The sequence below is a fragment of the Candidatus Accumulibacter similis genome, assembly GCA_013347225.1.
GTDB lineage: Bacteria > Pseudomonadota > Gammaproteobacteria > Burkholderiales > Rhodocyclaceae > Accumulibacter > Accumulibacter similis.
In genome coordinates, this window is record CP054595.1 from 2,882,298 (window position 1) to 2,904,491 (window position 22,194).

General features: G+C 68.9%; 15 protein-coding genes. 8 read left to right on the forward strand and 7 right to left on the reverse strand.

What is annotated here, in order from left to right:
* Positions 1-180: 180 nt before the first annotated feature.
* The 3 genes from HT579_12665 to HT579_12675 all read left to right on the forward strand — a co-directional run bounded on the left by HT579_12665 (position 181) and on the right by HT579_12675 (position 7,332).
* On the forward strand, positions 181-5,604 hold the full coding sequence (locus tag HT579_12665) for a DUF4157 domain-containing protein (GenBank protein QKS29685.1): 5,424 nt from the start codon (positions 181-183) through the stop codon (positions 5,602-5,604).
* Between the two features lie 8 nt (positions 5,605-5,612).
* Complete coding sequence (locus HT579_12670; protein ID QKS29686.1) at positions 5,613-6,458, forward strand: hypothetical protein; 846 nt, start codon at positions 5,613-5,615, stop codon at positions 6,456-6,458.
* A gap of 337 nt (positions 6,459-6,795) precedes the next feature.
* Positions 6,796-7,332 (forward strand): hypothetical protein, encoded by a 537-nt coding sequence (locus HT579_12675; GenBank protein QKS29687.1) that lies wholly within the window; start codon positions 6,796-6,798, stop codon positions 7,330-7,332.
* A gap of 218 nt (positions 7,333-7,550) precedes the next feature.
* Here HT579_12675 and HT579_12680 read toward each other — a convergent pair whose 3' ends face one another.
* From HT579_12680 to HT579_12710, 7 genes are all read right to left on the reverse strand, one after another.
* A complete protein-coding gene (locus tag HT579_12680; GenBank protein QKS29688.1) occupies positions 7,551-9,134 on the reverse strand; it encodes a HEAT repeat domain-containing protein in 1,584 nt (527 codons plus the stop codon).
* Positions 9,131-11,242, reverse strand: coding sequence for a hypothetical protein (locus tag HT579_12685; GenBank protein QKS29689.1), 2,112 nt, complete (start codon positions 11,240-11,242; stop codon positions 9,131-9,133). The genes HT579_12680 and HT579_12685 overlap by 4 nt, the downstream gene beginning before the upstream one ends.
* A complete protein-coding gene (locus HT579_12690) occupies positions 11,239-12,786 on the reverse strand; it encodes a TIR domain-containing protein (protein ID QKS29690.1) in 1,548 nt (515 codons plus the stop codon). The genes HT579_12685 and HT579_12690 overlap by 4 nt, the downstream gene beginning before the upstream one ends.
* A 230-nt stretch (positions 12,787-13,016) precedes the next feature.
* Positions 13,017-14,201 carry an iron-containing alcohol dehydrogenase gene (locus HT579_12695; protein ID QKS29691.1) on the reverse strand — a complete coding sequence of 395 codons (1,185 nt, stop codon included), beginning with the start codon at positions 14,199-14,201 and terminating at the stop codon, positions 13,017-13,019.
* Positions 14,198-14,491, reverse strand: a complete 294-nt coding sequence (locus tag HT579_12700) for an antibiotic biosynthesis monooxygenase (protein ID QKS29692.1) — start codon at positions 14,489-14,491, stop codon at positions 14,198-14,200. Before HT579_12700 ends, HT579_12695 begins: the two co-directional genes overlap by 4 nt.
* 120 nt (positions 14,492-14,611) lie before the next feature.
* Entirely contained in the window at positions 14,612-15,136 is a 525-nt protein-coding gene (locus tag HT579_12705; GenBank protein QKS29693.1) for a glycine cleavage system protein R, read from the reverse strand.
* A 301-nt stretch (positions 15,137-15,437) separates the two neighbouring features.
* Positions 15,438-17,279, reverse strand: a complete 1,842-nt coding sequence (locus HT579_12710) for a polyhydroxyalkanoic acid synthase (protein QKS31634.1) — start codon at positions 17,277-17,279, stop codon at positions 15,438-15,440.
* A gap of 707 nt (positions 17,280-17,986) precedes the next feature.
* Between HT579_12710 and HT579_12715 the strand changes: the two genes are divergently transcribed.
* The 5 genes from HT579_12715 (at position 17,987) to HT579_12735 (ending at position 22,147) form a co-directional block, all read left to right on the forward strand.
* Complete coding sequence (locus tag HT579_12715; GenBank protein QKS29694.1) at positions 17,987-18,754, forward strand: 3-hydroxyacyl-CoA dehydrogenase; 768 nt, start codon at positions 17,987-17,989, stop codon at positions 18,752-18,754.
* 59 nt (positions 18,755-18,813) lie between these two features.
* Entirely contained in the window at positions 18,814-19,995 is a 1,182-nt protein-coding gene (locus HT579_12720; GenBank protein ID QKS29695.1) for an acetyl-CoA C-acyltransferase, read from the forward strand.
* 58 nt (positions 19,996-20,053) lie between these two features.
* Positions 20,054-20,494 carry a MaoC family dehydratase N-terminal domain-containing protein gene (locus HT579_12725; GenBank protein QKS29696.1) on the forward strand — a complete coding sequence of 147 codons (441 nt, stop codon included), beginning with the start codon at positions 20,054-20,056 and terminating at the stop codon, positions 20,492-20,494.
* 10 nt (positions 20,495-20,504) lie between these two features.
* The gene (locus HT579_12730; protein ID QKS29697.1) at positions 20,505-20,924 is read left to right on the forward strand and encodes a dehydratase; all 420 of its coding nucleotides are present in this window, start codon (positions 20,505-20,507) and stop codon (positions 20,922-20,924) included.
* A gap of 143 nt (positions 20,925-21,067) precedes the next feature.
* The gene (locus tag HT579_12735; protein ID QKS29698.1) at positions 21,068-22,147 is read left to right on the forward strand and encodes a hypothetical protein; all 1,080 of its coding nucleotides are present in this window, start codon (positions 21,068-21,070) and stop codon (positions 22,145-22,147) included.
* Positions 22,148-22,194: the final 47 nt, after the last annotated feature.

Consider the following 22,194-nt stretch of genomic DNA (forward strand, 5'->3'; position numbering starts at 1 on the left):
CGGGCCAGTCGCGACCGCGTTCGGCGCGGCGAGCGCGCGCTCCTCTGCGCGCGATCGGGTAGCGGCAGGAAGCTCGTCGCCGGCGGCCGTGGCGGCGCCAGCGATCGTTTCGCGCCGCGCGTGGCCTCCAGCGGCGGCCACCGCTCGCCACGGCGGCAAGTGCGCGCGGGGCTGTGAGCGATGGCGATGCAATTCGCCCGGCGCGGCGGCAGCCACGATGCCATCGGCCCGGAGCGGCCCGCGCCCGGCAACCAGCCGGCGCCGTCGGTGCCCGCCAGCCATCCGGCGCCGAAGTTGCCGCGTTACCTGCGCCGCGCGAGTGCGTCGGCCGGACCGCTCGCTGACGACGCGCGGCTGAGCCAGCCCGGCGATCCGCAGGAACTGGAGGCGGACCGGGTGGCCGAGCGGGCCCTGTCGGCGGCGCCGGCCGCCGCGGCAGGCGCGCCGCCTGCGAGTGCGCCACCGCCCGCCGGTGCCGCATCGCCGCCCGCGGGTGCCGACGATTCACCCGGCAAGACCTGGCGCAAGGCGGCGACGCGTCCGGCTCCGACGGCGGCGGAGCGCGGCGTTCCCGGCGCTGGCCGGCCGCTTTCGGACGGCGAGCGGGGCTACTTCGAACCGCGCTTCGGCGCCGATCTCGGACAGGTACGGCTGCATGTCGGCCCGCAGGCGGCCGCCGCGGCCCGCTCCGTGCGGGCGCGGGCCTACACCAGCGGCAGAGACGTGGTGTTCGGCGCGGGCGAGTTCGCGCCTGAGGCACCCGAAGGCCGGCGACTCCTGGCGCACGAACTGGCCCACGTGCTGCAGCACGGCGCCGGCGAACGGCGGCTGGCGCGCCGGGTGGACGGAGACGTGCGCAGCATGTCGATCAGCCCCGCCTGGGCGGAGGCGCTGAACGACACGGAACTCGACGAACAGTTGGACATCCTGCGCCGGGAAATGCCCGGGCTCATCGCCGGATCGACAGAGCGCCAGACCGCCGAGGCGAACCAGCGGGTGTTGCGCGCCGAGGCACTGCGCCGCCACGGCGGGGCGGGCGGAGTGGCGCCGCGCTGTGGTGGCGGTGGGCCTTACGATTTCATTGGCCCCGAGGCCGCGCCGGACGCCGCGGCGCCGGCGCCGAGCCGGGTGAGCGTCGCACTGCCGGGGGTTGGCGGGGCGCCGGCCGTGAGCGAGACGGTGGAGGTCTTCGAGCCCTTCGATGCCGCGGTCCCGATCGTCCTCTATGCGATCCCGATCGCGCTCACCAGCCTCGGCGGGGCGGAGGCGGCGAGCTGTGAGGCCGCGCCACCGGCCGAGGGCGAGCGCTCGCCGGGAATCGTTCCGGGCACCTTCCCCTTCCCCGGCGTACCGCCGGTCACGCCCTCGTCGGTCAGCGCCGGCGGTCGGACCCTGGCCGTTGAACGGGTCACCGACGCCTACGTCATCGTCAGCGAGTATCACCACCTCGCGGTCGGCGCCGGCGCGCTGACCGTGCTCGAGACCGCCCAGGGCGTGCGCCTGATCGACGCCGGGGTGGGCACCGACGGGCGCGCCGAACTGGCCGCGGCGATGGTCGATCGGGTCGGTCGCAGCTTGCGCGGGCGGCCCATCCTGGAGGTGATGATCACCCATCTGCACGCCGACCACACCAATCTGCTGCCCGCGCTGGCCGAGCGCTTCCCCATCGGCCGCCTGCGGGTGAACGCGCTGCAGTTCGCCGACCCGCGCTTCCAGGATCTCCTGCGCGACATCGCCGAGGCGCAGACGCGGGGGGTGCGGAATCGCGCCGAGGCCGAGTTCGACGCGCGGCGCAGTGCCTGGGAGGCGAGCGAAGGCAGCCGTGTCGGCGACGCGGCCATGCGCGAGGAGGCCTTCCGCCGCGCGCGCGCGCAGCATGTCAGCGAGGCCCTGCGGCGGCTCGCCGACACACCGACGCAGGTCGAACTGCTGGTGCCCGAGGGTGGTCGCCTGGTCGCCGCCGCGGCGCCCCTGGGCTCCCTGCGCGACCTCAGCACCGCGACCTCCGACCCGGTGGTCGAGGGCATACGCCGTGCCGGCGTGCCTGGCGACATCGCCGACACGGCGCTGGTCGATCCCGCCACCGGCGAGCACCTGGCGGCCAGGCGGGCGCGCGCTGCCGTCGACCCGCGGGCGCCGATCCCGGACACGCTCGTCGATACCACCTCGACCAGTTACATCATCGACCTGCCGGCGGGCAACCGGTTGATCGTCGTCCCGGACGTGCGCACCACCGACCTGACGCGGCCGGCGACCGACCGCAGCGGCGCCAGCCGCGCCAACCTCGAAGCGGAGCTGGGACGCCTCGGCAGCCCGGCGCGCTTCCAGGTCTGGAACATGACGCACCACATGCAGTCGGGGTGGGTCGAGGGTGGCCAGCCGAATCTGGTGCGTGCCAGCCAGCTCGACGGATTCGTCTCGCTGCTGCACGACATCCGGCAGGCGCAGGCGGCGGCGCGGCCGCCGGGGACGGCGGCGCCGGCGGACATGGTGGTGGTCTCGGCGCAGCACGAAGCGCTCGGACGCAGCCTGGTGAACCCGGCCATGGTATGGTTCCTGCGCGCCTGCGGCTTCGAGGTCTTCCTCGCCGCCTCCGGGCGCGACGTGCGGCTGATCGAGGCGACCACCGCGGCGGGCACTCGCGTCGAAGGCGTCGCCGGGCTGCCGGCCGAAGGGCTGCGCCCGGCCGACCCGCTGCTGAGCCAGTCCGAGGCGGCGTTGCGCCATCTCGAAGCGCAGATCGAGACGCAGCAGGGGCGCCGTTCGCGGTCGGCGCGGCGCGGTCGGACGCGCGCCGAGTACGACGCTCTGGCGGCGGATTCGCGGGCGCGCGAAGAGGCTTTGACCCGTGCCCGGGACGCCGTCCGCAGCGCGCGCGAGGCCTATGTCCGCACGGTGAGCGAAGAGATCTGGCGTGGCGCGCACGAATCCGGCCGGCCGGCCGTGGCTCCCGACGCGTCGCGGCCGATGCCGGCGACGATGGCGAGCGCCGAGCAGGCCTTGCGCAACGCCCTGCGCGCGCCGGAGCTGGGCGATTTCACGGCGCCCGAGCCGGGCAGGGTACCGGTGATCAGCGATACCGCCCTGGTCCTGCTGCGGCGCAGCGGCGAGGCGCCGCTCGACCCCGCGGCGCGCCGGGTGATGGAGGCGAACCAGCGCGCCGACATCCTGCGCCAGCGCCTGCACGCCGGTGAGCGGCCGGCGGAGACGCGCGTCGAGCTGACGGCGGCACTCAACGAACTGCGCGCCGCCATCAGCGAGCAACTGGCGACGAGCCCCGAGGCGAGCCGCACGGTGCTCGCCGAGGAACTGGTGCATACGCAGCGCGAGTTGGAGTCGCTGGTTCGCTCCGAGGAAGGGCAGGTGCTGTTCAGTCGCGAACCGGGCACCGGACGGCTGATCGAGAACCGCGTGGTCTACGAGCCGGCGGCCGAGCGGACGGCCGCCGACCGCGTCCGCACCGGCGCCGAGCGGGCCGGGCGCGTCCTCGGGGCGGTGATGGTGATCCAGACCATCCGCGAGCAGCACGAGCTGGAGGAACGGGCCCGCAGCGGCCGCACCACCGTCGTCGAGGGCGTGGCGGGAACGACGCGCAATTTCCAGGGGCTGACGATCGGTCTGCGGATGATGTCCGGCATCCACGTGCACCCCGGCGAGTTCGTCGTCATGTCGGCGCTCAGCTTCACGCAGGCGGTCTCCGCCGACTATGCCAGCCGCGAGGAGGCCGCCGTCGCAATCAGCCGCGTCGCGATCACGGAGGGCATCAACCTCTTCCTGATGGTCCTGAGCCAGGCGATGATGCGCTCGGGGAACCCCTATGTCGTCGCCGCCGGTTTCGCCATCATGCTCCTCGGCGGCCCCATCGTCTCCTTCCTCGACTACCTCGGACTGTTCGACGCCATCGAGCGGGCATCCGCCTTCCTGCCCTCCGAGGTCACCGCAGCCAACCAGGAACTCCGGGATCTGATGACCGAGTACCGCGCCATCGTCGGCGCCATCGAGCTTGGCCAGCGCAGCGACGCACAACTGCGCGCGGTCGGCGTCAGCGACCCGGAGGCGCTGCGCCGCAGCGCGGCGATGGATATCAACAGCAACCGCGCGTCCGCGCGCGCGAAGGAGAGCGAACTGCTGGCGGCGTTCGAGCGCGCCTACGGGCGTGCCCGCACCGAGTACGCCGGGCTGTTCGAACTCGATACGCTGCGGGCGCAGTTCCTCCAGTTGCGCGAGCAGGTCCATCGCGGCGAGGAGGGCGGCGAGGAAGCGGCCGCCAGGGTCACCCGCCGGTTCGACGAGATCGACCGCCAGCTCGGCCAGGCGACCGCGACGATGAGCGAGGAGCAGGTACGCGAGATGCCGCAGTGGTCGCACCTCGACGAGGGCTTCGATGAGCTGGAAAGCCTGCTGCGCGCCGCGGAGATCGATTGGGAGGATGTGCGTGAAAAGCACGTCGAGGTGCAGCAGATGCTGCGCAACGCGCGCTACCGGGTCGATCCCGCCGCCTTCGGCCTGCGCGCCGCGCCGTTGATGGCGGCCGCGGCCCCCGGACGGTCCACTTACGACCGCCTGCTGGCCACTGCCGAGGCGAGGCTCAACCGCGACGAGCTGGCCCTGATCGCCGAGTCGCCGCGTGCGGCGCTGTCGGCGTCGGTGGGCCGGCCACCGGCGACGATGACCATGCCGTCGCGGCCGCCGGGTGCGGCGCCGACGCCGAGCGCCGATGTCACCCTGAGCGCGGTGGAGGACGCCCTGCGCGCCTACCGGGCGCTACTGGCACGCGCGCCGACGCATCCGGACGCGGCCCTGTTGCATCGCGAGTCCGAGGCGGTCGCGGTGACCTACCGCCGCTTCGTTGCCGAGCACGGCGACTACGCCAGCTACCTGCAACGGTTGCAGACCGTGGAGGCGTCCTTGCTGCGGCTTGCCGAGCGGGCGCTGAGCGGGAGCGGCGGCGAGCCGGCGGGTGCGTCGGCCGGCACGGCGCGGGATCTCGCGCTGCGGGTGCGCGCAGCGGTGAGCGAACGCCGGGATCGCGACGGGCTGCTGTTCCTGGATGAGATCGATCCCGTGGCGGCGCGGGTCCGCGCCACCGAGACCCGCCGCCTCGCGCCACGTCTGGGCGAGGCAGCGGGGACCCGGCCGCTGACCGCCGAGGAACTTGCGGCATTGTCCGGCGGCAGCCTGGAGGAGCGGGCGGCGGGCATCACTACCGTCAGCAACCGGCTGGATCAAGTCCAGGGCCTGCGCATCCCGACGTCGGAAGACGAGACCATCGGCGGCGTCTTCCGCGTCGTCGGCACGATCGAATCGCTACCGTTGCTGATCACGGAGATTCCGCTGACGACGATCAGGGAAGACGAAAACGTGCTCGTCGGTCGGGCAGGAGGATCGATGGAAGCCGTCTCCCCCAGGGGGCATTTCGACATGGTGCGGGTCGTGCCCTTGAACGCGGCGGCGGTCGATCGACTGGGTGGCGCGGGCATCCGCAGTCTTCCGGACTACAGCCTGAGACCGGTCCGCCTGCGCGATCTCGCCGCGCCTGCGGTGACGGCGGCCGCCGTGCCGTCGCCGCCAGTGGGGTCAGCGCCCGCCGCGGCGGTTCCCTGATGCACGTGGTGCCAAGACCCCGGCTGCGCATCGAGCTGGCGGGCTGCCTCCGCGAGCTGGTGCTGCGCGAGGCCGAGACCGCCGAGATCCTGCCCCTGGTCCTCGACCCGGAGCAGCGCTTTCCGGCGGTCGTCGAGGGGCGCCTGGCGCTGGAAATGGCGGCGCTGATCGACAGCATCGACGGCGAGGTGCCGACGGAAGAGCAGGCGCAGGCCATCGTCGCCTCGCCGCCCGCCCTGGCGGCGGTCTGCCAGGCGCGCAACGCCTTCTACGACGCCCTGATCGCCAGCGGCCGGGCCCTCGCGGACTGTCCGCATTGCCCGGCGGGCGAGGTGGAACTCGATCTGCTGTTCTACTGGCTGACGCTGCGCCTGCCCCCCTACCGGCTGTTCGACCAGGGTGTCCTCATGGGGCACCCGGCGCTCGCCGATCCCTTGCCCGGCGGCAGCCGCCCGGCGGGCCGGCCACTGGCGCGGCTGATCCGTTTCCGCTATCCGGCGGAACCGACGCTATGCGGCCGCCTGCGGCCACTCGTCGGACCACAGAGCCTGGCGGCGGCGGCGTCGGCTTGGCGGGCATTGGCGGCGATCGAGCGCGACGACGACCACTGGCACTGGACGCGGCGCAACACCGGCTTCCGCGCGATCCTGCGCCTGAGCCAGGGTCTGTCCTGGGCCGATGGCCGGCAGGCGACGCCGCAGGAGATCGACCAACTGCCGTTGGGCGCCTACCTGTTTCTCGACCTGCTGCACTTCGCCACGACGAACGTCGATGTCAGCGATCCGTCGCGACTCAGCGTCTCCTGCCCTGAATGCGGCGGCGCGTTTCTGCCGGTGCTGCCGACGGACGCGTAGCGCGGCGTTTTCACCAGGTCTTCGGACGCCCCCAGGGGCGATGGCGGAAAACCATTGGTGGCTTTTATGGAATCATATGGATAAGGTCGACACTGCGTGTGCTTTCTGCGACCGGGAGGGCTCCGTTGCGGACGATTCCTGCCCGGCAAGCTGCGCTACGGCCGGCAGCGCCAGAGCGCTGCCGGGGTTCAATTGATCAGGAGTCCTCATGTTCAACTGGTTGAAGAAAGGGAAGCCCGCAAGGCGGGTCACGCTTCGCGACATGTGCTTTGGCGATCTGCCCATCGAAGAATGGGCGAAGGAGGAGAATGCGCACCTGGAACCATGGTCGTCTTTCGTGCAGGCGCGCAAGAGTCTCGAAGCCCGGGAGACCGCAGCGGCAATCAAGACCTTGCGGCAGATCACCGACATGCCGGGGCTTGAATCGCGGCATTACGTGCAGGCGTGGCACTTTCTGCGCGGCCTGGGCGTCAACCCACCTGCCGACCAGGCGAAGATCGTTCATGGCGTGGTGGTGGAGGTCGGCATGGAGAACGGCGCGGATATCGTTGCCGCGTATGGCGATGGCAGCGCGCGCTATTTGAACTTCAGCGGCGCTGGCGTGTTCTGGGAACGAGCCGACGATTCGCTGGACGCCGAGATCGAGGCCTTGCTGGCTGCCGGGCGGGAGGTGGCGAAGCTGATCGGTCCGTGGGACAAGGAGCGCCCCGATGTGCCGAGCAACGGCAACGTGCGCCTGAACATGCTCACGCCGAGTGGGTTGCATTTCGGCTACGGCGATTTTGCAACGCTGGCCAAGGACCCGATGGGCGCTGCGCTGATCAACCCGGCAACGCGGTTGATGGTGAAATTGACCGAGTTGCCGAAGCAATAGGGTGGCGCAGGCCGGCAGCATGCCGCTTCGATGGCGCTGATCCCGGAACCGCGGAACACGCCGCAACGATGGCGCCGGGCGCGCCGGGTGCCTGCCCCGGTTGCCGTACACGTACCTCATCGTCGCCTGGCGATCGCCTGCATCGTCGCGGTACGGCTGGTGGTTCTCCCGGTGCACTCGGTCGGCGCCTGCGCAACCGCCGTTTCCTTCTTGCTTGGCTATTGCTGGACGCCGAAGCGGATCGTCGGGGCCACCGGGAAGGCCGACAGCTTGACGACACGCGGCTCCGGCGGCGTTTCTCTGGCCTCGGCACCGGGCGCAGACGGGGGCACGTGCTGGCGGCCCCACCAGGCGTCGAGGAAGGCGCCGAGGGCATGCGAGTCGCGCAGCAGGTGATCGAGATTGCGGTCGAAGAAGAGGAGGGTCGAGCTGCCCTGGCCATCGATTTCGTGGATGGCCCCGGGAGTCAGTTCCTGCAGCCGTAGCCGCGCGCTGGAGCGCCAGAGATAGGCACCGGATTCGCCCGTCGGCGGTGGCGGTTCGATGTCGATGATGAGGTTCCAGCGGCCGCTGCTCCTGAGGGTGAGGTCGATTCGCGCCGGCAGCGAGCCAAGCGGGATGTTCGTCGGTCTGGTCTCGAGCGCAGCGACATCGACGCTCGCGATCGGCGTGCCGAGTCCGAGGGTGCTGCCGCTGGCGCGCAGGATCGGCATCGCCGCGCCGAGAAAGAAGACGCCGAGGACGACGGCGCAGATCGTCAACCGCTGGCTGTCCGCTGTTGCACCCACAGCGCAGGGGACGCGGGCGTCGATCCAGGCATAGGCTCCGGCGAGTCCGACGCAGATCGGCAGCCACCAGATCCACACCTGCGAACAGACGCTGGCGCTGACGCCATGGAAGAGGCCGGTGGCGAGGGTGACGCAGACCAGTCCGGCGGCGGCGCCGACGATGCTGGCGAAGCCGCCACCGACGAGACGCCGGACGTTGCCGAGGGCGCCGTCGGCGGCGACTGTGCCGGCGCGGATGGCGCCGGCAACGATCGGCGGCAGCAGGAGCAGCATGCCGGCGATGACCCAGTCTTCCGCGTCGGCGAGGGCGCCCCGGGAATCGTCGAGGAGGATCGCGGCGACGCAGACGACTCCCGGTGCGGCCGTATGCAGGCAGGCCCAGGCGATTTCGGCCAGCGCCCCGCTGCCGCGGCGCGGATGCAGGCGGTATGGCGTCGTTCGCCACGTACCGAAGGCGATCAGCGGGCCGGCGATGAACAGCAGGCTGGCGGCCAGCGGGCCGACGACGTCGTGCTCGCTGCGCATGCTGATTTCGGCAAGAAACTGCATGTAGGCGTGCGCAGCCAGGACACCGACGAGGGCTGTGAAGAGTCCCGGCACCATCGCGCGCACCGCCCGCGACCACCACCCCGTGGCACCGCGCGCGTCGCGGAAGAGCGACAGCGCGAGGCGCAGCCACGGCAGCGATGCGGGCAGCGGCGGCAGGGTGGCGCCCTGCGCCTGCAGGCGCCCGATCAGTGCATAGGCTGCCGGTGCCTGCTCGCTGCCGGCGAGCATCGTCGCGATCGCCGGTCCGAGCGCCGCCGGCGATTGCCCGCAGAGGGTCTGCAGTTCGGCTTCGGCGGTGGCGCGCACGCTGGCATCGCCGTCGCTGATGGCGATCCGCAGCAATCGCGGCAGCGCTTCGTCGTCGGCAATGGTGGCGAGCGCGACGGCGGCGTTGCGCCGCGCCTGCGCGCTGCTGTCTGTGGCTTGCAGGAACTCGTCGATGATCTGAAAGGCGGGATGGCTCATGGCGTCACCTGCTGGGTCCAGTAGCGGACGTCGGCGTGCTCTTCGGCGGTGGCGCGCAGGAGTTCGCTGCGCAGGATCGCCCGTCGCTCGGTGGGGGTGAATGGTTGTCGGTCACGGTTGGCGTTGATCTGCTGCAGTTCGGGTCGCGACAGGAAGCCCTGGCCGGCGCCGCAGCCGGCGAGGCGCTCGCGGATGGTGCCGAGGTCGGCGACCGCGGCCAAGCCGCTGGCGGCATCCAGCCAGTAGCGCAGGGTCGCCCGCTGCTCGCTGCCGGTACCGTGGCAGAGCCAGGCACGCAGCATCTGCTCGACCGCCCAGCCGTTCCATTGCACGCGCTGCCGGTTGCGGTCGAGGATGCCGAACTCGGCGCGGTTGATCACCGAGTCGGTGGCGGAAGCGGCGGGATCGCGCTGGCTCTCGGCGAGGGCGCGCAGCGCGACGCGAAACTGCTGATACTCGACGTTGCCGTAGAGATACTTCTGCAAGGCTTCCTGCACCGCCTGGATCAGGAACTCGTGCGTGATCTCGATGAACTGGCCGCCGAGGCGCGGCTCGATGCGCACCAGCGTACGGTTGACCAACTTGTCGAGCAGCGCCGTTCGCCGTGTCGCGTCGCGGAAGGGGACGTGTATCAGTTGCCGACGTTCGACGATGTTGCGCGTGCCGCTGCCGGTGATCAGCGGTTCGATCAGCTCGAGCGCTTCGCGCCTCTCGTCGTCGTCGGCCAGAGCGACAAGGAAATCCTGCAGGAAGTCGCGCAGGATCCCTTTCGCGCCGTGCAGGCGTTCGGCGTAGGTGGCGAGTGGCACCGTCGGCAGCTCGCCGGCAGCAGCCGGGGGATGCTGGCGGACGAGGTCGCGACCGGACTCGAGCCAGAGTTTCTCGCAGACCAGCGACAGGTGGGCGGGTTCGATGTAGCGCTCTTCCTTGAGGAGGTCGGCGAGGATCTGGTTGAAGCACTCCTCTTCGTAGGTGTAGCCATAGAGCACCGCCGGCTCCTCGATCGCCCGCCGCGCGCTCGCCTGGGTCAGCAGTTCGAGCTGGCAGACCGAGCGGTCGATCTCGGGAACGAACTCGCGGATGGGCCGCAACTGGGCGATGTATTCGCTGCGCATCGAGATCAGGTAGCGCACCGGCAGCACCGACCGGCGGCTGCCACGACGTCGCCCGCCTTCCGCCGGCGGCTCGCGACACAGGGTACGCAGTTCGTCGATGAACTCGACGCGCAGCCGCCAGTCGGGCATCTCGTGACTGCCCGGCGCGTGCAGCGATCCGGGATCGACGAAGCGGGTGAACAACTCCTCGAACTGGTCGAAGAGGAGGACGAGGCAGAAACCGGGTCGCACCGAGCCATAGATGCGCAGCAGGTTCTCGATGAAGGGTCGCAGTTCGCGCACCGGCAGGTCGAGGTAGTCGAGCGTCGCCGTGTAGGCCGCACGACAGGCGCGGCCCTCCAGCGTCTGCAGCAGCTGCCGCACGCGCGTGTCGCCGCGGACCGGCTGCCAGGATTCGCTGCCGGTACCGCAGGCGGTGCCGATTGCCGCCAGATGGTCGGCGAAGCTTGCCAGGTCGAGACTGGAGCGCAGCAGGCGGCAGACGTAGGGCGTCACCTTGCCGCCGTCGAGCCCCGGGTAACGGGCAGCGAGTTCATCGAGCAGCACCGGCGAGATCAGGCAGCGCTTGCGCGGGTCGCGTGCCGGCAGGATGCCAGGGTCGTCGTAACGCGCCAGCAGCTCGTCGAGAGTGGGATCGTCGGCGGCGCTGAAGAGGCCGTCGAGCGCGCGGCGCAGGGCCAGTGCCTCGGCTTCCGGTGGCGGCACGACATACTGCAGGCAGGCGATTCGCGTCGCGCGGACGGGGTCGTTCTGCGGCAGGATGCGCACCGGCGTCCAGCCGCGCTCCTCTAGTTGCGGGATCACCAGCGCGTTCAGCAGCGAGGTCTTGCCGGCGCCCGACTGGGCGTGCAGCAGGCTCATGTGGGCCGAGAGGACATGCGCGACGACTTCGTCGGCCGCTTCGCGGCGGCCGAAAAAGAATGCCGCGTCCTCGACCTGGTAGCTCTCCGGGCCCTTGTAGGGTTTGTACTGGTCGAGCGTCGGCGTCGTCACCGTGAACCTCCGCGGAGTTGCCTGAGGAACAGCTCGCTGCGCATGTCGAGCATCTCGACTCCGTAGCGGGTCGTCGCCCAGTTGGCGAGACGGCTCCAGGCACGCAGCCCCATCTGGTGGCTGCAGTCGCGCTGGTCGCCGAGATCGCGTGGGTGCACGGCAAAGCGCCGGATCTGCCCGCGGCGGACGTCGAGGCACTCGCGCAGCAGATAGTAGCTGAGGCGAAAATCCGGGTCGAGGATGCGGCTGCCAAGGCAGACGATCGGCGTGTTGGAGAGGATCTGCGCGATCTGTTCCGGCACCGCCTTGTGCGACGGCGAGCGCGACACGGCTTCGTAGTACTGCTCGGTCGACAGCGTGAAGCTGTCGCGCACGTCGAGCGAACCGTGCAGCTTGTAGAGGATCGGTTCGCGCAACTCGCTGAAGATGGTTGCCAGTTGCGTGGCATCGGGCGAGCCGGCGGCCTGGCCGAGGTTGAGGCTGCGCGCGTCGCACTCTTCGATGACGCGGTCCATGTCGTCACCGCTGTCGAGCGGGAACGAGTGGTGGTAGCCGCTGCGCTCGGTGACGCGGATGAAGCCGCTGTCGCCCAGCTCGACCTGGTCGTAGAGGTTGATGTCGAGCCGCTTGCCGGAGGCCGACTGGACGAAACGCGTGAAACCCACGCCGGCGCGCAGGAAGGCCTGTTCGATCGTCGTATCGAGTACCGAGGTGATGACGAGGTGGCGGTAGCGCCGGCGGCCGCGGCCGGCGGGGCGGGCGCAGAGGTCCCTGAGCAGCAGCGCGAGTTCGCCATAGGCTTCGGGAATCTGCAGGTGACCCTGGCGCAGGATGCTCGCGACATCGGCCTGCAGCCGGTTGTCGTCGCTCTTGACGGCGTAGTAGTTGGCTGCGAGATCGAGCGAGGGGAGCAACGCTGGTGGATCCGCTCCGATCAGCTCGAGCGATCGCAACAGCTTTTCGGTGATGTCGCAGGGGGTGAGCGCCGACATCAGTCCACGACCGACGAAGAACGAGATGGCATCGTTCTCGAGGTGTCCCTGCAGATAGCCGATCGCCTCGTGGTTCGGGTCCATCGGCTGGGGAGCCGCAGCGGCCGGACGCGCCGCCGGTGCCGCGCGGGCGAAGCGTGGATGCACGCCGGTGATGCCGGCGACCAGGCGCTCGAAGTTCGGCTGGTCGTCGAGCGAGCGCAGGAGGCAGAAGTCGAGGTTCTTGAGGAACAGCGGGATGCGCTCGTCCTTGACGTCGACGCCGGGCAACGCAACGGGGACGACGCGCATCCTGCGTTCGGCATTGCGGTTCAGCGCCGCCCGCACCTCCGGCGCCTGCCAGTTGCCGAGCCCCTTGCGGCCGATGAAGACGACGCTGGTGTTGAGCTGGCGCAGCGCCTCCTCGAGCTTCTCCTGCCACGGGTCGCCGGGAACGAGTTCCCAGCGGTCGAACCACACCTGCAGGTTGGCCTCGTCGCGCAGGCGCTCGGCGATCCGCGTCACCTCGTCCTCGTCCTCCCTGCTGTAGCTCAGGAAAGCGTCGTAGCTCATCGTTGATCCGCTCCTGACAAGGGGTCGCCGGCAGGCGATGTCGGACTCCTGCTCCACGTTGCCCGGACCGCTGCGACGGGCGCGCTCGCGGGTGCTGGCGCTTCCTTTCGCTCCATTATTTAACAGTGTTATGGGCAATGCAAGCCGGGGGCGCGGGTGCAGCCGGGCGGCAGCGCCTGCCTGCACCCGCGGCCACTGTCGATTGGCCAAGGCGGTCCGCGCAGCCGCGCTCAGAGCCGCGCGACGAGGATCTGCCGCAGTTCGCCGTCGCTGAGGACGAGCGGATTGGTCTTCATGCTGCCACCCCGGCTGGCGGCGATGATGCGTGGCAGATCGTCCTCGCCGATGCCGTAGGCGGCAAGGCGCGGCAGCTCGAGTTCGACTTCCCAGCGCCGCAGCGTGTCGACGAGGAAGCGGCGGGCGTCAGGGCCGTTGAGGCCCTTCTGCATGGCAAAGCGGCGGCCGATCTCGGCGTATTTCGGCAGCGCCGGGCTGTTCGGCTCGCGCGCTTCGAGCGCGGCGATGTTGCAGGCCGTCGCGCTCGCCACCAGCGTGCCGCAGACGACGCCGTGCGGGATCGGGAAGAAGGCGCCGAGCGGCGAGGCGAGGCCATGCACGGCGCCGAGCCCGGTCTGCGCGAGGCAGATCCCCGAGCACAGCGAGGCATAGGCCATCTGCGCGCGGGCGCTCGCCGACTGCTCGCGATGGAGCGCGAGCAGCGAATCGCGTGCGGCCATGATCCCGGAACGGGCGAGGGCGTCGGTCAGCGGGTTGGCGCGCGTCGCGACGAAGGCCTCGAGGAGCTGGGTGAAGGCATCGAGGCCATCGGCGGCGATCAGCGGCGGCGGGCAGGTGGCCAGCAGGTCGGGATCGACGATCGCCCATTCCGCCACCAGCCGCTCGTCGCGGAACGACTTCTTGAAGCCGCCGGGCGCCGTCAGGACGGCGTTGCGCGTTGCCTCCGAGCCGGTGCCGGCGGTCGTCGGGACGGCGATGAATGGCGTTGCCGGTCCGCAATAGGGCAGTTCGGGCCCGACGCCTTCGAGGTGGTCGAGGACCGAATTGCCCGGCCGCAGCAGCCCTGCGATCGCCTTCGCCGCGTCGAGGGCACTGCCGCCGCCGATGCCGACGACGCAATCCCAGGCGGTGTCGCGCAGTGCGGCGACGCTGCCGTCGACGAATTCCGGCGACGGCTCGCCCGACACCCGCAACTGCTCCCAGTACAGGCCGCGTTGGCGGAACTGCGCGAAGACACGGCTGGCGGCAGCCGATGCAACGAACGAACGCTGGCCGCTGACCAGCAGCACACGCTGCCCATAGCCGGCGGCAATCGCGGGCAGCCGGTCCACGGCGCCGCTGCCGAACTCGATGCGCGGCAGGCGGGAGATCGAGAAGGGCAGGAAGGAGTCGCTCACGCGGGAAACAGTCCTTGCATCGGCTCACCGCGACGCGGCTCGGCCATCATCGCGGCGACGGCGTCCCGCCAGGCGAGGTAGTGCGCCGTCTGCTTGTGCGCGGCGGCGTCGGCGGCCGAGGCGTAGGCTTCGTAGAGGATGAAGCGCGTCGCGTCTTCGGGCGCCTGCAGGACGTCGAAACGCCGGTTGCCCGGCTCGGCGACCGAGGCTTCGTGATTCGCCCGCGTGGCGGCGATGAAGGCGTCGACCGACTCCGGCCTGACGCGGACATGGACGAGGGTGACCTGCATGCTGACCTCCGTGGATTGAAACGGGTGCTTCTGTCGATGGGCGGGATTGTAGCGGCGCCGGGCCCCGCCGCGGTGGCGCAGCGCGGCCGGCGGCCACGGCTGTCGGGAACGCGCGTGCCCTCAGGCCCGGATCGCCTCGTCGAGCGTGATGTCGACCATCAGGTCGTTCGACAGATGCTCGAGATCGCCGGTCAGTTGCCGGACGTCGAGCGTCGGCGCAGCGGTCAGTTCGGCAGTCGCGTGAAAGAGGATGCCGGCCGACATCGGCGCGCTGGCGGTGTAGGTGCTGAGATCCTCGACGTTGATCGCGTGCCGCGCGAGCACCTGCGACACTTCACGGACGATGCCGATGCGGTCGTGACCGACCAGCGACAGCTTGAGCCGCCGGGTGGCAGCGGGCGCTGCCGGTGGCCGCGAAACCTCGGCGCTGACGCGCAAACCGGGCAGCGCGGCGAGGGCGGCTTCGAGCGCTGTCAGGTGCTCCTCGGCGACGCTGACGCAGACGATGCCGGCGAACTTGCCGGACAGGTTCGACATCGATGATTCCAGCCAGTTGCCGTGGTGCCGGCTGATGGCGGTGGCAAGCTGCTCGACGAGACCAGGGCGATCATCGCCGATGACGGTAAGGACCAGGGAGACGTTCATGAGGTGGGGCTCCGGGCACGGTGAGTCCGCATTCTAACGCGCCGCCGGGAGCGGGCGGCAGGGGCGAAGTGGCGTCGTCGCAGCCTTGCCCACCAGCGTCATCGCCACCCGTCGAGGCAGGCTTCTTCCCCGCGCCATTCAGCCAGCCGGGGAATCGACTGGTTCCGGCGTCCAGAGGGGGGGCTGCCGGCACTGCCTGCAAAGGCACCCGCGGTCGGCCGACAAGGACCGCTGCACGCTGCAGCGGGCCGCTGGCACCGTCTCGCGCCAGGGCGAGACGGTGCGCTGCAGGGCTTGCCTGCTACTGCTGCAGGACGTAGGTTCCGGGCGCGTCGCAGAGTGGCTCGTAGCCTTTCTCCGGGGCACCCATTGCCGGTGCCGGTTCGCTCCCGGTCGAGTGGTCGACGAGCCACTGCTGCCATGCCGGCCACCACGACCCCTGATAGCTCGGCGTCTTCTCCTTCCAGGTCGTTGCGTCGAGGAAGCGTTCGCCTTCACGGCAGACGCTGAGCTGGTAGGAGCGGCGCGGGCGTCCGGGTTCGTTGACGATGCCGACGTTGTGGCCACCGCTGGTGAGGACGAAGGTCAGTTCGGTGGCGTCGCTTTGCAGGTGCATCTTATAGACCGAGTGCCAGGGTGCGACATGATCGGCAACTGCGGCGACGGCAAACATCGGCACGTGGATGCTGCTGATCGAGATGGCGCGGCCGCCGACCATGTACTTGCCCTCGAACAGTTCGTTGTCCACGTACAGGCGACGCAGGACCTCCGAATGCTGGCGATACGGCATGCGCGTGCCGTCGGCGTTCCACGCCATGAGATCGAACATCGGCTCGCGGTGCCCGAGGTAATACTCGCGCACCATCTTCGACCAGATCAGGTCGGCCGACTTGAGGAGCTGGAAGCCGCCGGAGACCTGCTTGTGACCGAGATAGCCCTTCTCCCACATCATGTCCTCGAGCAGGGTGACCTCACTGGCGTCCATGAAGACGTTGATCTCGCCGACATCGGTGAAGTCGGTCATGGTGGTGAACAGCGTGATGCTGGCCAGGCGGTCGTCGCCCTCGCGCGCCATCGCGGCAGCGGCGATGGTGAGGAGGATGCCACCGAGGCAATAGCCGACGGTGTGAATCTTCCGTCCGGGAAGGATCTCCGAGATGGCGTCGATGGCGGCCATCGTACCCAGCTTGCGGTAGTCCTCCATGCCGAGGTTGCGGTGCTCGGCGCGCGGGTTCATCCACGAGATCATGAACACCGTGTGGCCGCGGTCGACCAGGTACTTGACCAGTGAGTTGTGCGGCGACAGGTCGAGGATGTAGTACTTCATCATCCACGCCGACTGCATCAGGACCGGTTCGCGCTGCACGGTGTCGGTGGTCGGCGAATACTGGATCAGTTCCATCAGCAGGTTGCGGTAGACGACCTTGCCGGGAGTGACGGCGAGGTTCTCGCCGACGTGGAAGTCCTCGATGCCGGCCGGCTTCTCGTCACGCAGCGAGCGGCGCATGTCTTCCCGATAGAACTCGGCGCCGCGCGCGAGATTGGCACCGCGCTCCTGGATGGTTGCCTCGGCGATCTCCGGATTGAGGAACGGGATGTTGCAGGGGGCCGTCATGTCGAGAATCTGCTTGGCGGTGAACCAGACCGCTGCCTCGGCATGCTTGGAGACGCCGCGGATGCCGGTGGTGGCGTTGTGCCACCATTGCTGGTTGAGCAGGAAGCCCTGCGAGACGACGTTGTAGGGATAGCGCTCCCAGCCCGGATGATCGAAGCGGTGGTCACCAGGGAGGGGCTTGATGCACCGTTCGGCATTGCCGGTGACCGCCGACGACAGGGCATAGGCACCGAGGCGCATCGCCTTGCGCAACGCCTTGGCGCCGAGCTGGAACTGCTTGCCGGGCGACGATGCGAGGTGCACCGTCCAGTCCAGATAGGCCATTGCCAGCGACGCCGGCGAGATGCCGCCGCTCATCTGGCCGAGGGCGATGTTCGTCATGCGATCGATGTTCTCGAGCGCGTCGGAGTCGAGCAGGTGGCGGTCCCCCAGTCGCCGGGAGAGCTCGCCCGCGGCCGGCCGCGGCGCGGCGGCAGTCGGCGCGGGTGGCGTGCCCGGGGCAGGCGCCACGGGTGCTGCCGCCAGTATCGGAGTGGTGGTCGCGTTCGCCGGCGGGGCAGCGGGCTTCTTGCGGCTGGCCGCAGTCGAGCGGCTGCGCCGCTTCGCCGGCGCGGCGCCTGATGTGCCGGGCTCTGCCTCTGCGGCGTTGCCGGACGGAAGTTGTTCAACAGTCTGGACCATGGGGACTCTCCGTTGTGCGCTGTAACAAACGTCGATCGTGCGCCGGTGCGCGCGTGACAGGCTATCCTAAGCCATCGATGGCGAGCCGTGCTGATCCAGGTCAACTGCTGCTGCCGCAGTCGCTTCCCTTCGCCGCCGGACGTCTGGTGGCGGGTTGCCGGCACGTTGTCGGGGCGGCTGGCCGGTCGGCGATCGACTGCTCTGCCCGGCAACCGTGTTGCAGTGCGCCCGAGGCTTGACTCGACGGTACTCAACGTTCGACAATGCCGAAATTGCTCCAATTGGCAGCAGCAACGTCCGCCAGGGGTAGGGCCGATGGCAGGTCCGGGGCGCGCGACGTCGGGCTCGCTGTTGCGGGGCAGCATGTCCACGCGGCTTTCCGTCGCCACGACGCCGCACCCCGCGAAGGATGGCGGGGCAGGCAAATCAGGCAAGCAGACGAGGCACGCAATTTCCTGTGACGACAGGCAGCTTCCAGGCTCCTCGGAGTCGTTGTCGGCACAGGCCAGGAGCGCGGCATCGCGTGATGTCGCGATATTTTTTTGGGGGTTAACATGCAAATCAATGGCAGTGTGTTTGTGGTAACGGGAGCAGGCTCGGGTCTCGGAGCGGAAACGGCGAACGGCCTGGTCAGCGCTGGTGGAAAGGTGGTGATCGTCGACGTTGACGCCGGCGCCGGTGAGGCGCAGGCCGCCGCGCTGGGTGCGAACGCGCGCTTCGCCAAGACCGACGTCACCGACGAGGCGAGCGCACGCGCCGCCATCGACCTTGCCGTCAGCGAATTCGGCGGGTTGCACGGCCTGGTCAACTGCGCCGGTGTCGCGCCGCCCAAGAAGGTGCTTGGCCGGGAAGGTCCGCACGACCTGGCGACCTTCGCACGCGTGGTCAGCATCAACCTCGTCGGTACGTTCAACATGATTCGCCTGGCTGCCGAGGCGATGTCACGCAACGAGCCCAACGAAGGGGGTGAGCGCGGCGTGATCGTCAACACGGCATCGGTTGCCGCTTACGATGGCCAGATCGGCCAGGCCGCCTATGCCTCGTCGAAGGCTGGCGTGGTGGGTCTGACGCTGCCGGTTGCACGTGAACTGGCGGCACATGGCATCCGCGTCGTCACCATCGCCCCCGGCATCTTCGAGACACCGATGCTCAAGGGCCTGCCGCAGGCGGCACAGGATTCTCTGGGCAAGATGGTGCCGTTCCCGTCACGGCTGGGCAAGCCGGCCGAATACGCGGCGCTGGTACGTCACATCTGCGAGAACGGCTATCTGAATGGCGAAGTCATCCGCCTCGACGGCTCGATCCGGATGGCGCCGAAGTAACAGGGACAGGCACAAGATGAACCAGGCGGGTATGACCCGCCGTTTCCAAGGAGTATCTGATGAGTGAGTCAGTTGTCATTGTTGGTGCGAAACGCACGCCGGTGGGATCCTTTCAGGGCCAGTTCGCCGCCCTGACCGCGCCGCAACTCGCCGCCGTCGCGATCAAGGCCGCCGTCGAGCAGTCCGGTGTCAAGGGTGAGGATATCGATGAGGCCCTGATGGGCTGCTGCCTGATGGCCGGCGTTCGCCAGGCGCCGGCACGGCAGGCGGTGCTCGGGGCCGGTCTGCCGAAGTCGGTACCCTGCACCACGTTGACCAAGATGTGCAGCTCGGCGCAGAAGTCGGTCATGATCGCCCATGACGAGCTGCTGGCGGGCTCGGTCAACGTCGCCGTAGCCGGCGGCATGGAGTCGATGACCAACGCACCGCACGTATTGACCACCGCCCGTTCGGGTTACCGGCTGGGCAATGGTGTCCTGCACGACCACATGTTCCTCGACGGCCTCGAGGATGCCTACGAGCAGGGCAAGCTGATGGGCGCCTTTGCCGAGCTGTGTGTCGACAAGTACAGCTTCTCGCGTGAGGAGATGGATGCCTTCGCCGTCGAATCGGTGACGCGGGCGCAGAAGGCGGTCACCGCGGGCGTCTTCAGTGCGGAGATCGCCCCGGTCACGCTCACGACGCGCAAGGGCGAGGAAGTGATCGCGCTCGACGAGACACCGATGAAGTGCGACGCGTCGAAGATCAGCAAGCTGAAGCCGGCCTTCAAGAAGGATGGCGCCGTGACGCCGGCCAATTCGTCGTCGATTTCCGACGGCGCGGCGGCTTTCGTGCTGATGCGCGAATCCGACGCCCGCAGCCGGGGCATCACGCCGCTGGCGCGGATCGTCGGGCACGCGACCTTTGCCCACGATCCGGCATGGTTTACCACCGCGCCCGTCTTCGCCTTTCAGAACCTGCTGAAGAAGGTCGGCTGGCAGACCACCGACGTCGATCTCTGGGAGATCAACGAGGCGTTCGCTGCAGTGACGATGGCCTCGATGCGTGACCTCGGTCTGCCGCACGACAAGGTGAACGTCAATGGCGGCGCCTGTGCGCTCGGCCATCCGATCGGTGCCACGGGTTCGCGGATTCTGGTGACGCTGCTCTACGCGCTGCAGGCGCGCGGACTCAAGCGCGGCATCGCTGGGCTGTGCGCCGGCGGTGGCGAGGCAACCGCCATCGCCATCGAAGTCCTCTGATCCAGTCGCCAACCCATGCTCCCACCCCGCGCGCCGGGGTGGGCCAGGAGTGAATCCGATGTTGATCGACAAGAAACATATCGGCATGAAAGTGCCGCCACACTCGGTAACCCCGACGGCGTGGCAACTCAAGTGGTTCGCGAAGGCGACCGGGGAGACCAACCCGATCTACTTCGATGAGGCGGCAGCGGCGCAGGCGGGACTGCCTGGCGTGCTCGTACCACCGACCTTCTTCTTCTGCATGGACATGGACAAGGACCATCCTTTCGACTACCTCGAGACGATGGGCTGCGATCTCGGCAAGATGCTGCACGGCGAGCAATCGTTCGTCTACCACAAGCCGGTCCATTCGGGAGAGAAGCTGGACTTCGAAGGCGTGATCACCGACATCTACGACAAGAAGAACGGCGCCCTGCAGTTCGTCGTCAAGGATGTCAAGGTGCTGCGCCAGGGCGAACTGGTGTGCGACGTGCACTCAGTGATGGTCATTCGGGCATAGGGGAAGGTCGATGACAAAACCGAATTATGATGCGCTGAACGTTGGCGATGCGATCCCGTCGTTCACCACCGAGCCGGTGTCGCGGCTGACCCTCGCGCTGTATGCCACGGGCTCGGGTGATCACCACCCGCTGCATCTCGACCAGGACTATGTCCGTTCGAAGGGAATCCCTGACGTCTTCGCGCATGGCATGCTCGGCATGGCCTACCTCGGCCGGCTGCTGACGCAGTGGATGCCGCAGGCGGCGATTCGCAGCTTCGGCGTCCGTTTCACTGCCATCACACAGGTCGGCGAGCGTCTCGTGTGCACCGGCAAGGTGGTGGAAAAGCTGGAGCAGGCGGGTGAGAAATGTGTGCGCCTCGAGTTGACCTGCGCCAATGAGCAGGGCGAGGCGAAGCACAAGGCAGATGCAGTGGTGGCGCTCGCCTGATACATCACGGGCGGGCGAAGCTGCATGATCGCGGCCGTCGTCAGACGGCCGCAGTTTGGTTGTAGAGTGCACTCAGTCTACCGCCGGGCATCCGCCTGCCGTGCCGGCAGGCGTGTCCGACACACTGAAAGGAGATCACAGGAGTGGAAAACAACAATCCGAATGACCAACTGGGCGGCGTCGTCAACGCTTGGGCCGACATGCAGAAGCGGATGTGGGGCGACTGGGCCTCGCTGCTGCAGAATCTCCCGGGCGCCGAGGGCGGCCCAGCCGAAGCGGTCAAGAAAGGCGTCGCGGCCGCGACCAAGGGCACGAACGAAGCCGCCCGCATGCTGATGGATCGCATGAACAGCAGCCAGACGGCGATGAACCGCGTCATGGATTTCTTCTTCAAGTCGATGAAGGTCGTTGCGCCCAACATGGATGCCGGCAAGGACTGGCGTCCGGACCTCAAGGGCTTTGCAGAACAGTGGGCCAAGGAGTCGACGGCCATGCTCGAGCGCAGCTTTGGCCTCGGTTCGCACATCGGTACCCTGAGCGGAACGCTGGGCAAGGATCTGCCGGAGGCCTTTGGGCCCTGGCTGTCTTTCCTGATGCAGGCCGCTTCGTCCGGTCACGTCGGCGAAGCGATGCTCGGCGGCACCGCCGGGCTCAATCGCCTGCTGTCGATGGAAGGCGATACCAGCGCACTGGCCGGCGTTGGCGAGATTCCGCTTTTTGGCGCGTCACGCGAGAAGAACGCCAAGCTGTTGCGTCTGGTCGACGCGGTCGTTGATCTGCGCAAGGACAGCCTCAGCTTCCACACCGCTTTTGCCGAAGCGCTGGCGAGGGCCGTCGAAGCGACCGTCGAGGAACTCGCCAAGGTGGCTGCCAAGGGCGAGAAGATCAGTTCGGTGCGGCAGGTGATGGGCCTCTGGTATCGCACGGCCGACAAGTCGCTGCTGGTGACGTTCAACACGCAGGAGTTCCTCGACAAGCAGAACGCCTTCACGAGGTCGCAGCAGCAGTTCAAGCTTGCTCAGCGCTCAGTCGTCGAGGACATCTTCCGCGGCCTCGACATGCCGACCCGCAGCGAGCTCGATGAAGCCTATCAGGTCATCCACGAACTCAAGATGGAGATCCGGGCTCTCAAGAAGGCACTGCTTCCAGCAGCACCGGCGGCAGCGGCCAAGGCCAGCACTGCGCCGCGCAAGGCTGCGGCAGCGCGTGCCAAGAGCGAATGAGCCGGCAGCCCGAAGCTGTTTGCCGGCTGATAAGCCAATAGACCTTT

Coding starts and splice junctions, on each gene's coding strand:
- HT579_12665 (QKS29685.1), top strand. CDS start 181: ATGGCGATGCAATTCGCCCGGCGCGGCGGCAGCCACGATGCCATCGGC.
- HT579_12680 (QKS29688.1), bottom strand. CDS start 9,134: ATGAGCCATCCCGCCTTTCAGATCATCGACGAGTTCCTGCAAGCCACA.
- HT579_12690 (QKS29690.1), bottom strand. CDS start 12,786: ATGAGCTACGACGCTTTCCTGAGCTACAGCAGGGAGGACGAGGACGAG.
- HT579_12700 (QKS29692.1), bottom strand. CDS start 14,491: ATGCAGGTCACCCTCGTCCATGTCCGCGTCAGGCCGGAGTCGGTCGAC.
- HT579_12705 (QKS29693.1), bottom strand. CDS start 15,136: ATGAACGTCTCCCTGGTCCTTACCGTCATCGGCGATGATCGCCCTGGT.
- HT579_12715 (QKS29694.1), top strand. CDS start 17,987: ATGCAAATCAATGGCAGTGTGTTTGTGGTAACGGGAGCAGGCTCGGGT.
- HT579_12720 (QKS29695.1), top strand. CDS start 18,814: ATGAGTGAGTCAGTTGTCATTGTTGGTGCGAAACGCACGCCGGTGGGA.
- HT579_12725 (QKS29696.1), top strand. CDS start 20,054: ATGTTGATCGACAAGAAACATATCGGCATGAAAGTGCCGCCACACTCG.
- HT579_12730 (QKS29697.1), top strand. CDS start 20,505: ATGACAAAACCGAATTATGATGCGCTGAACGTTGGCGATGCGATCCCG.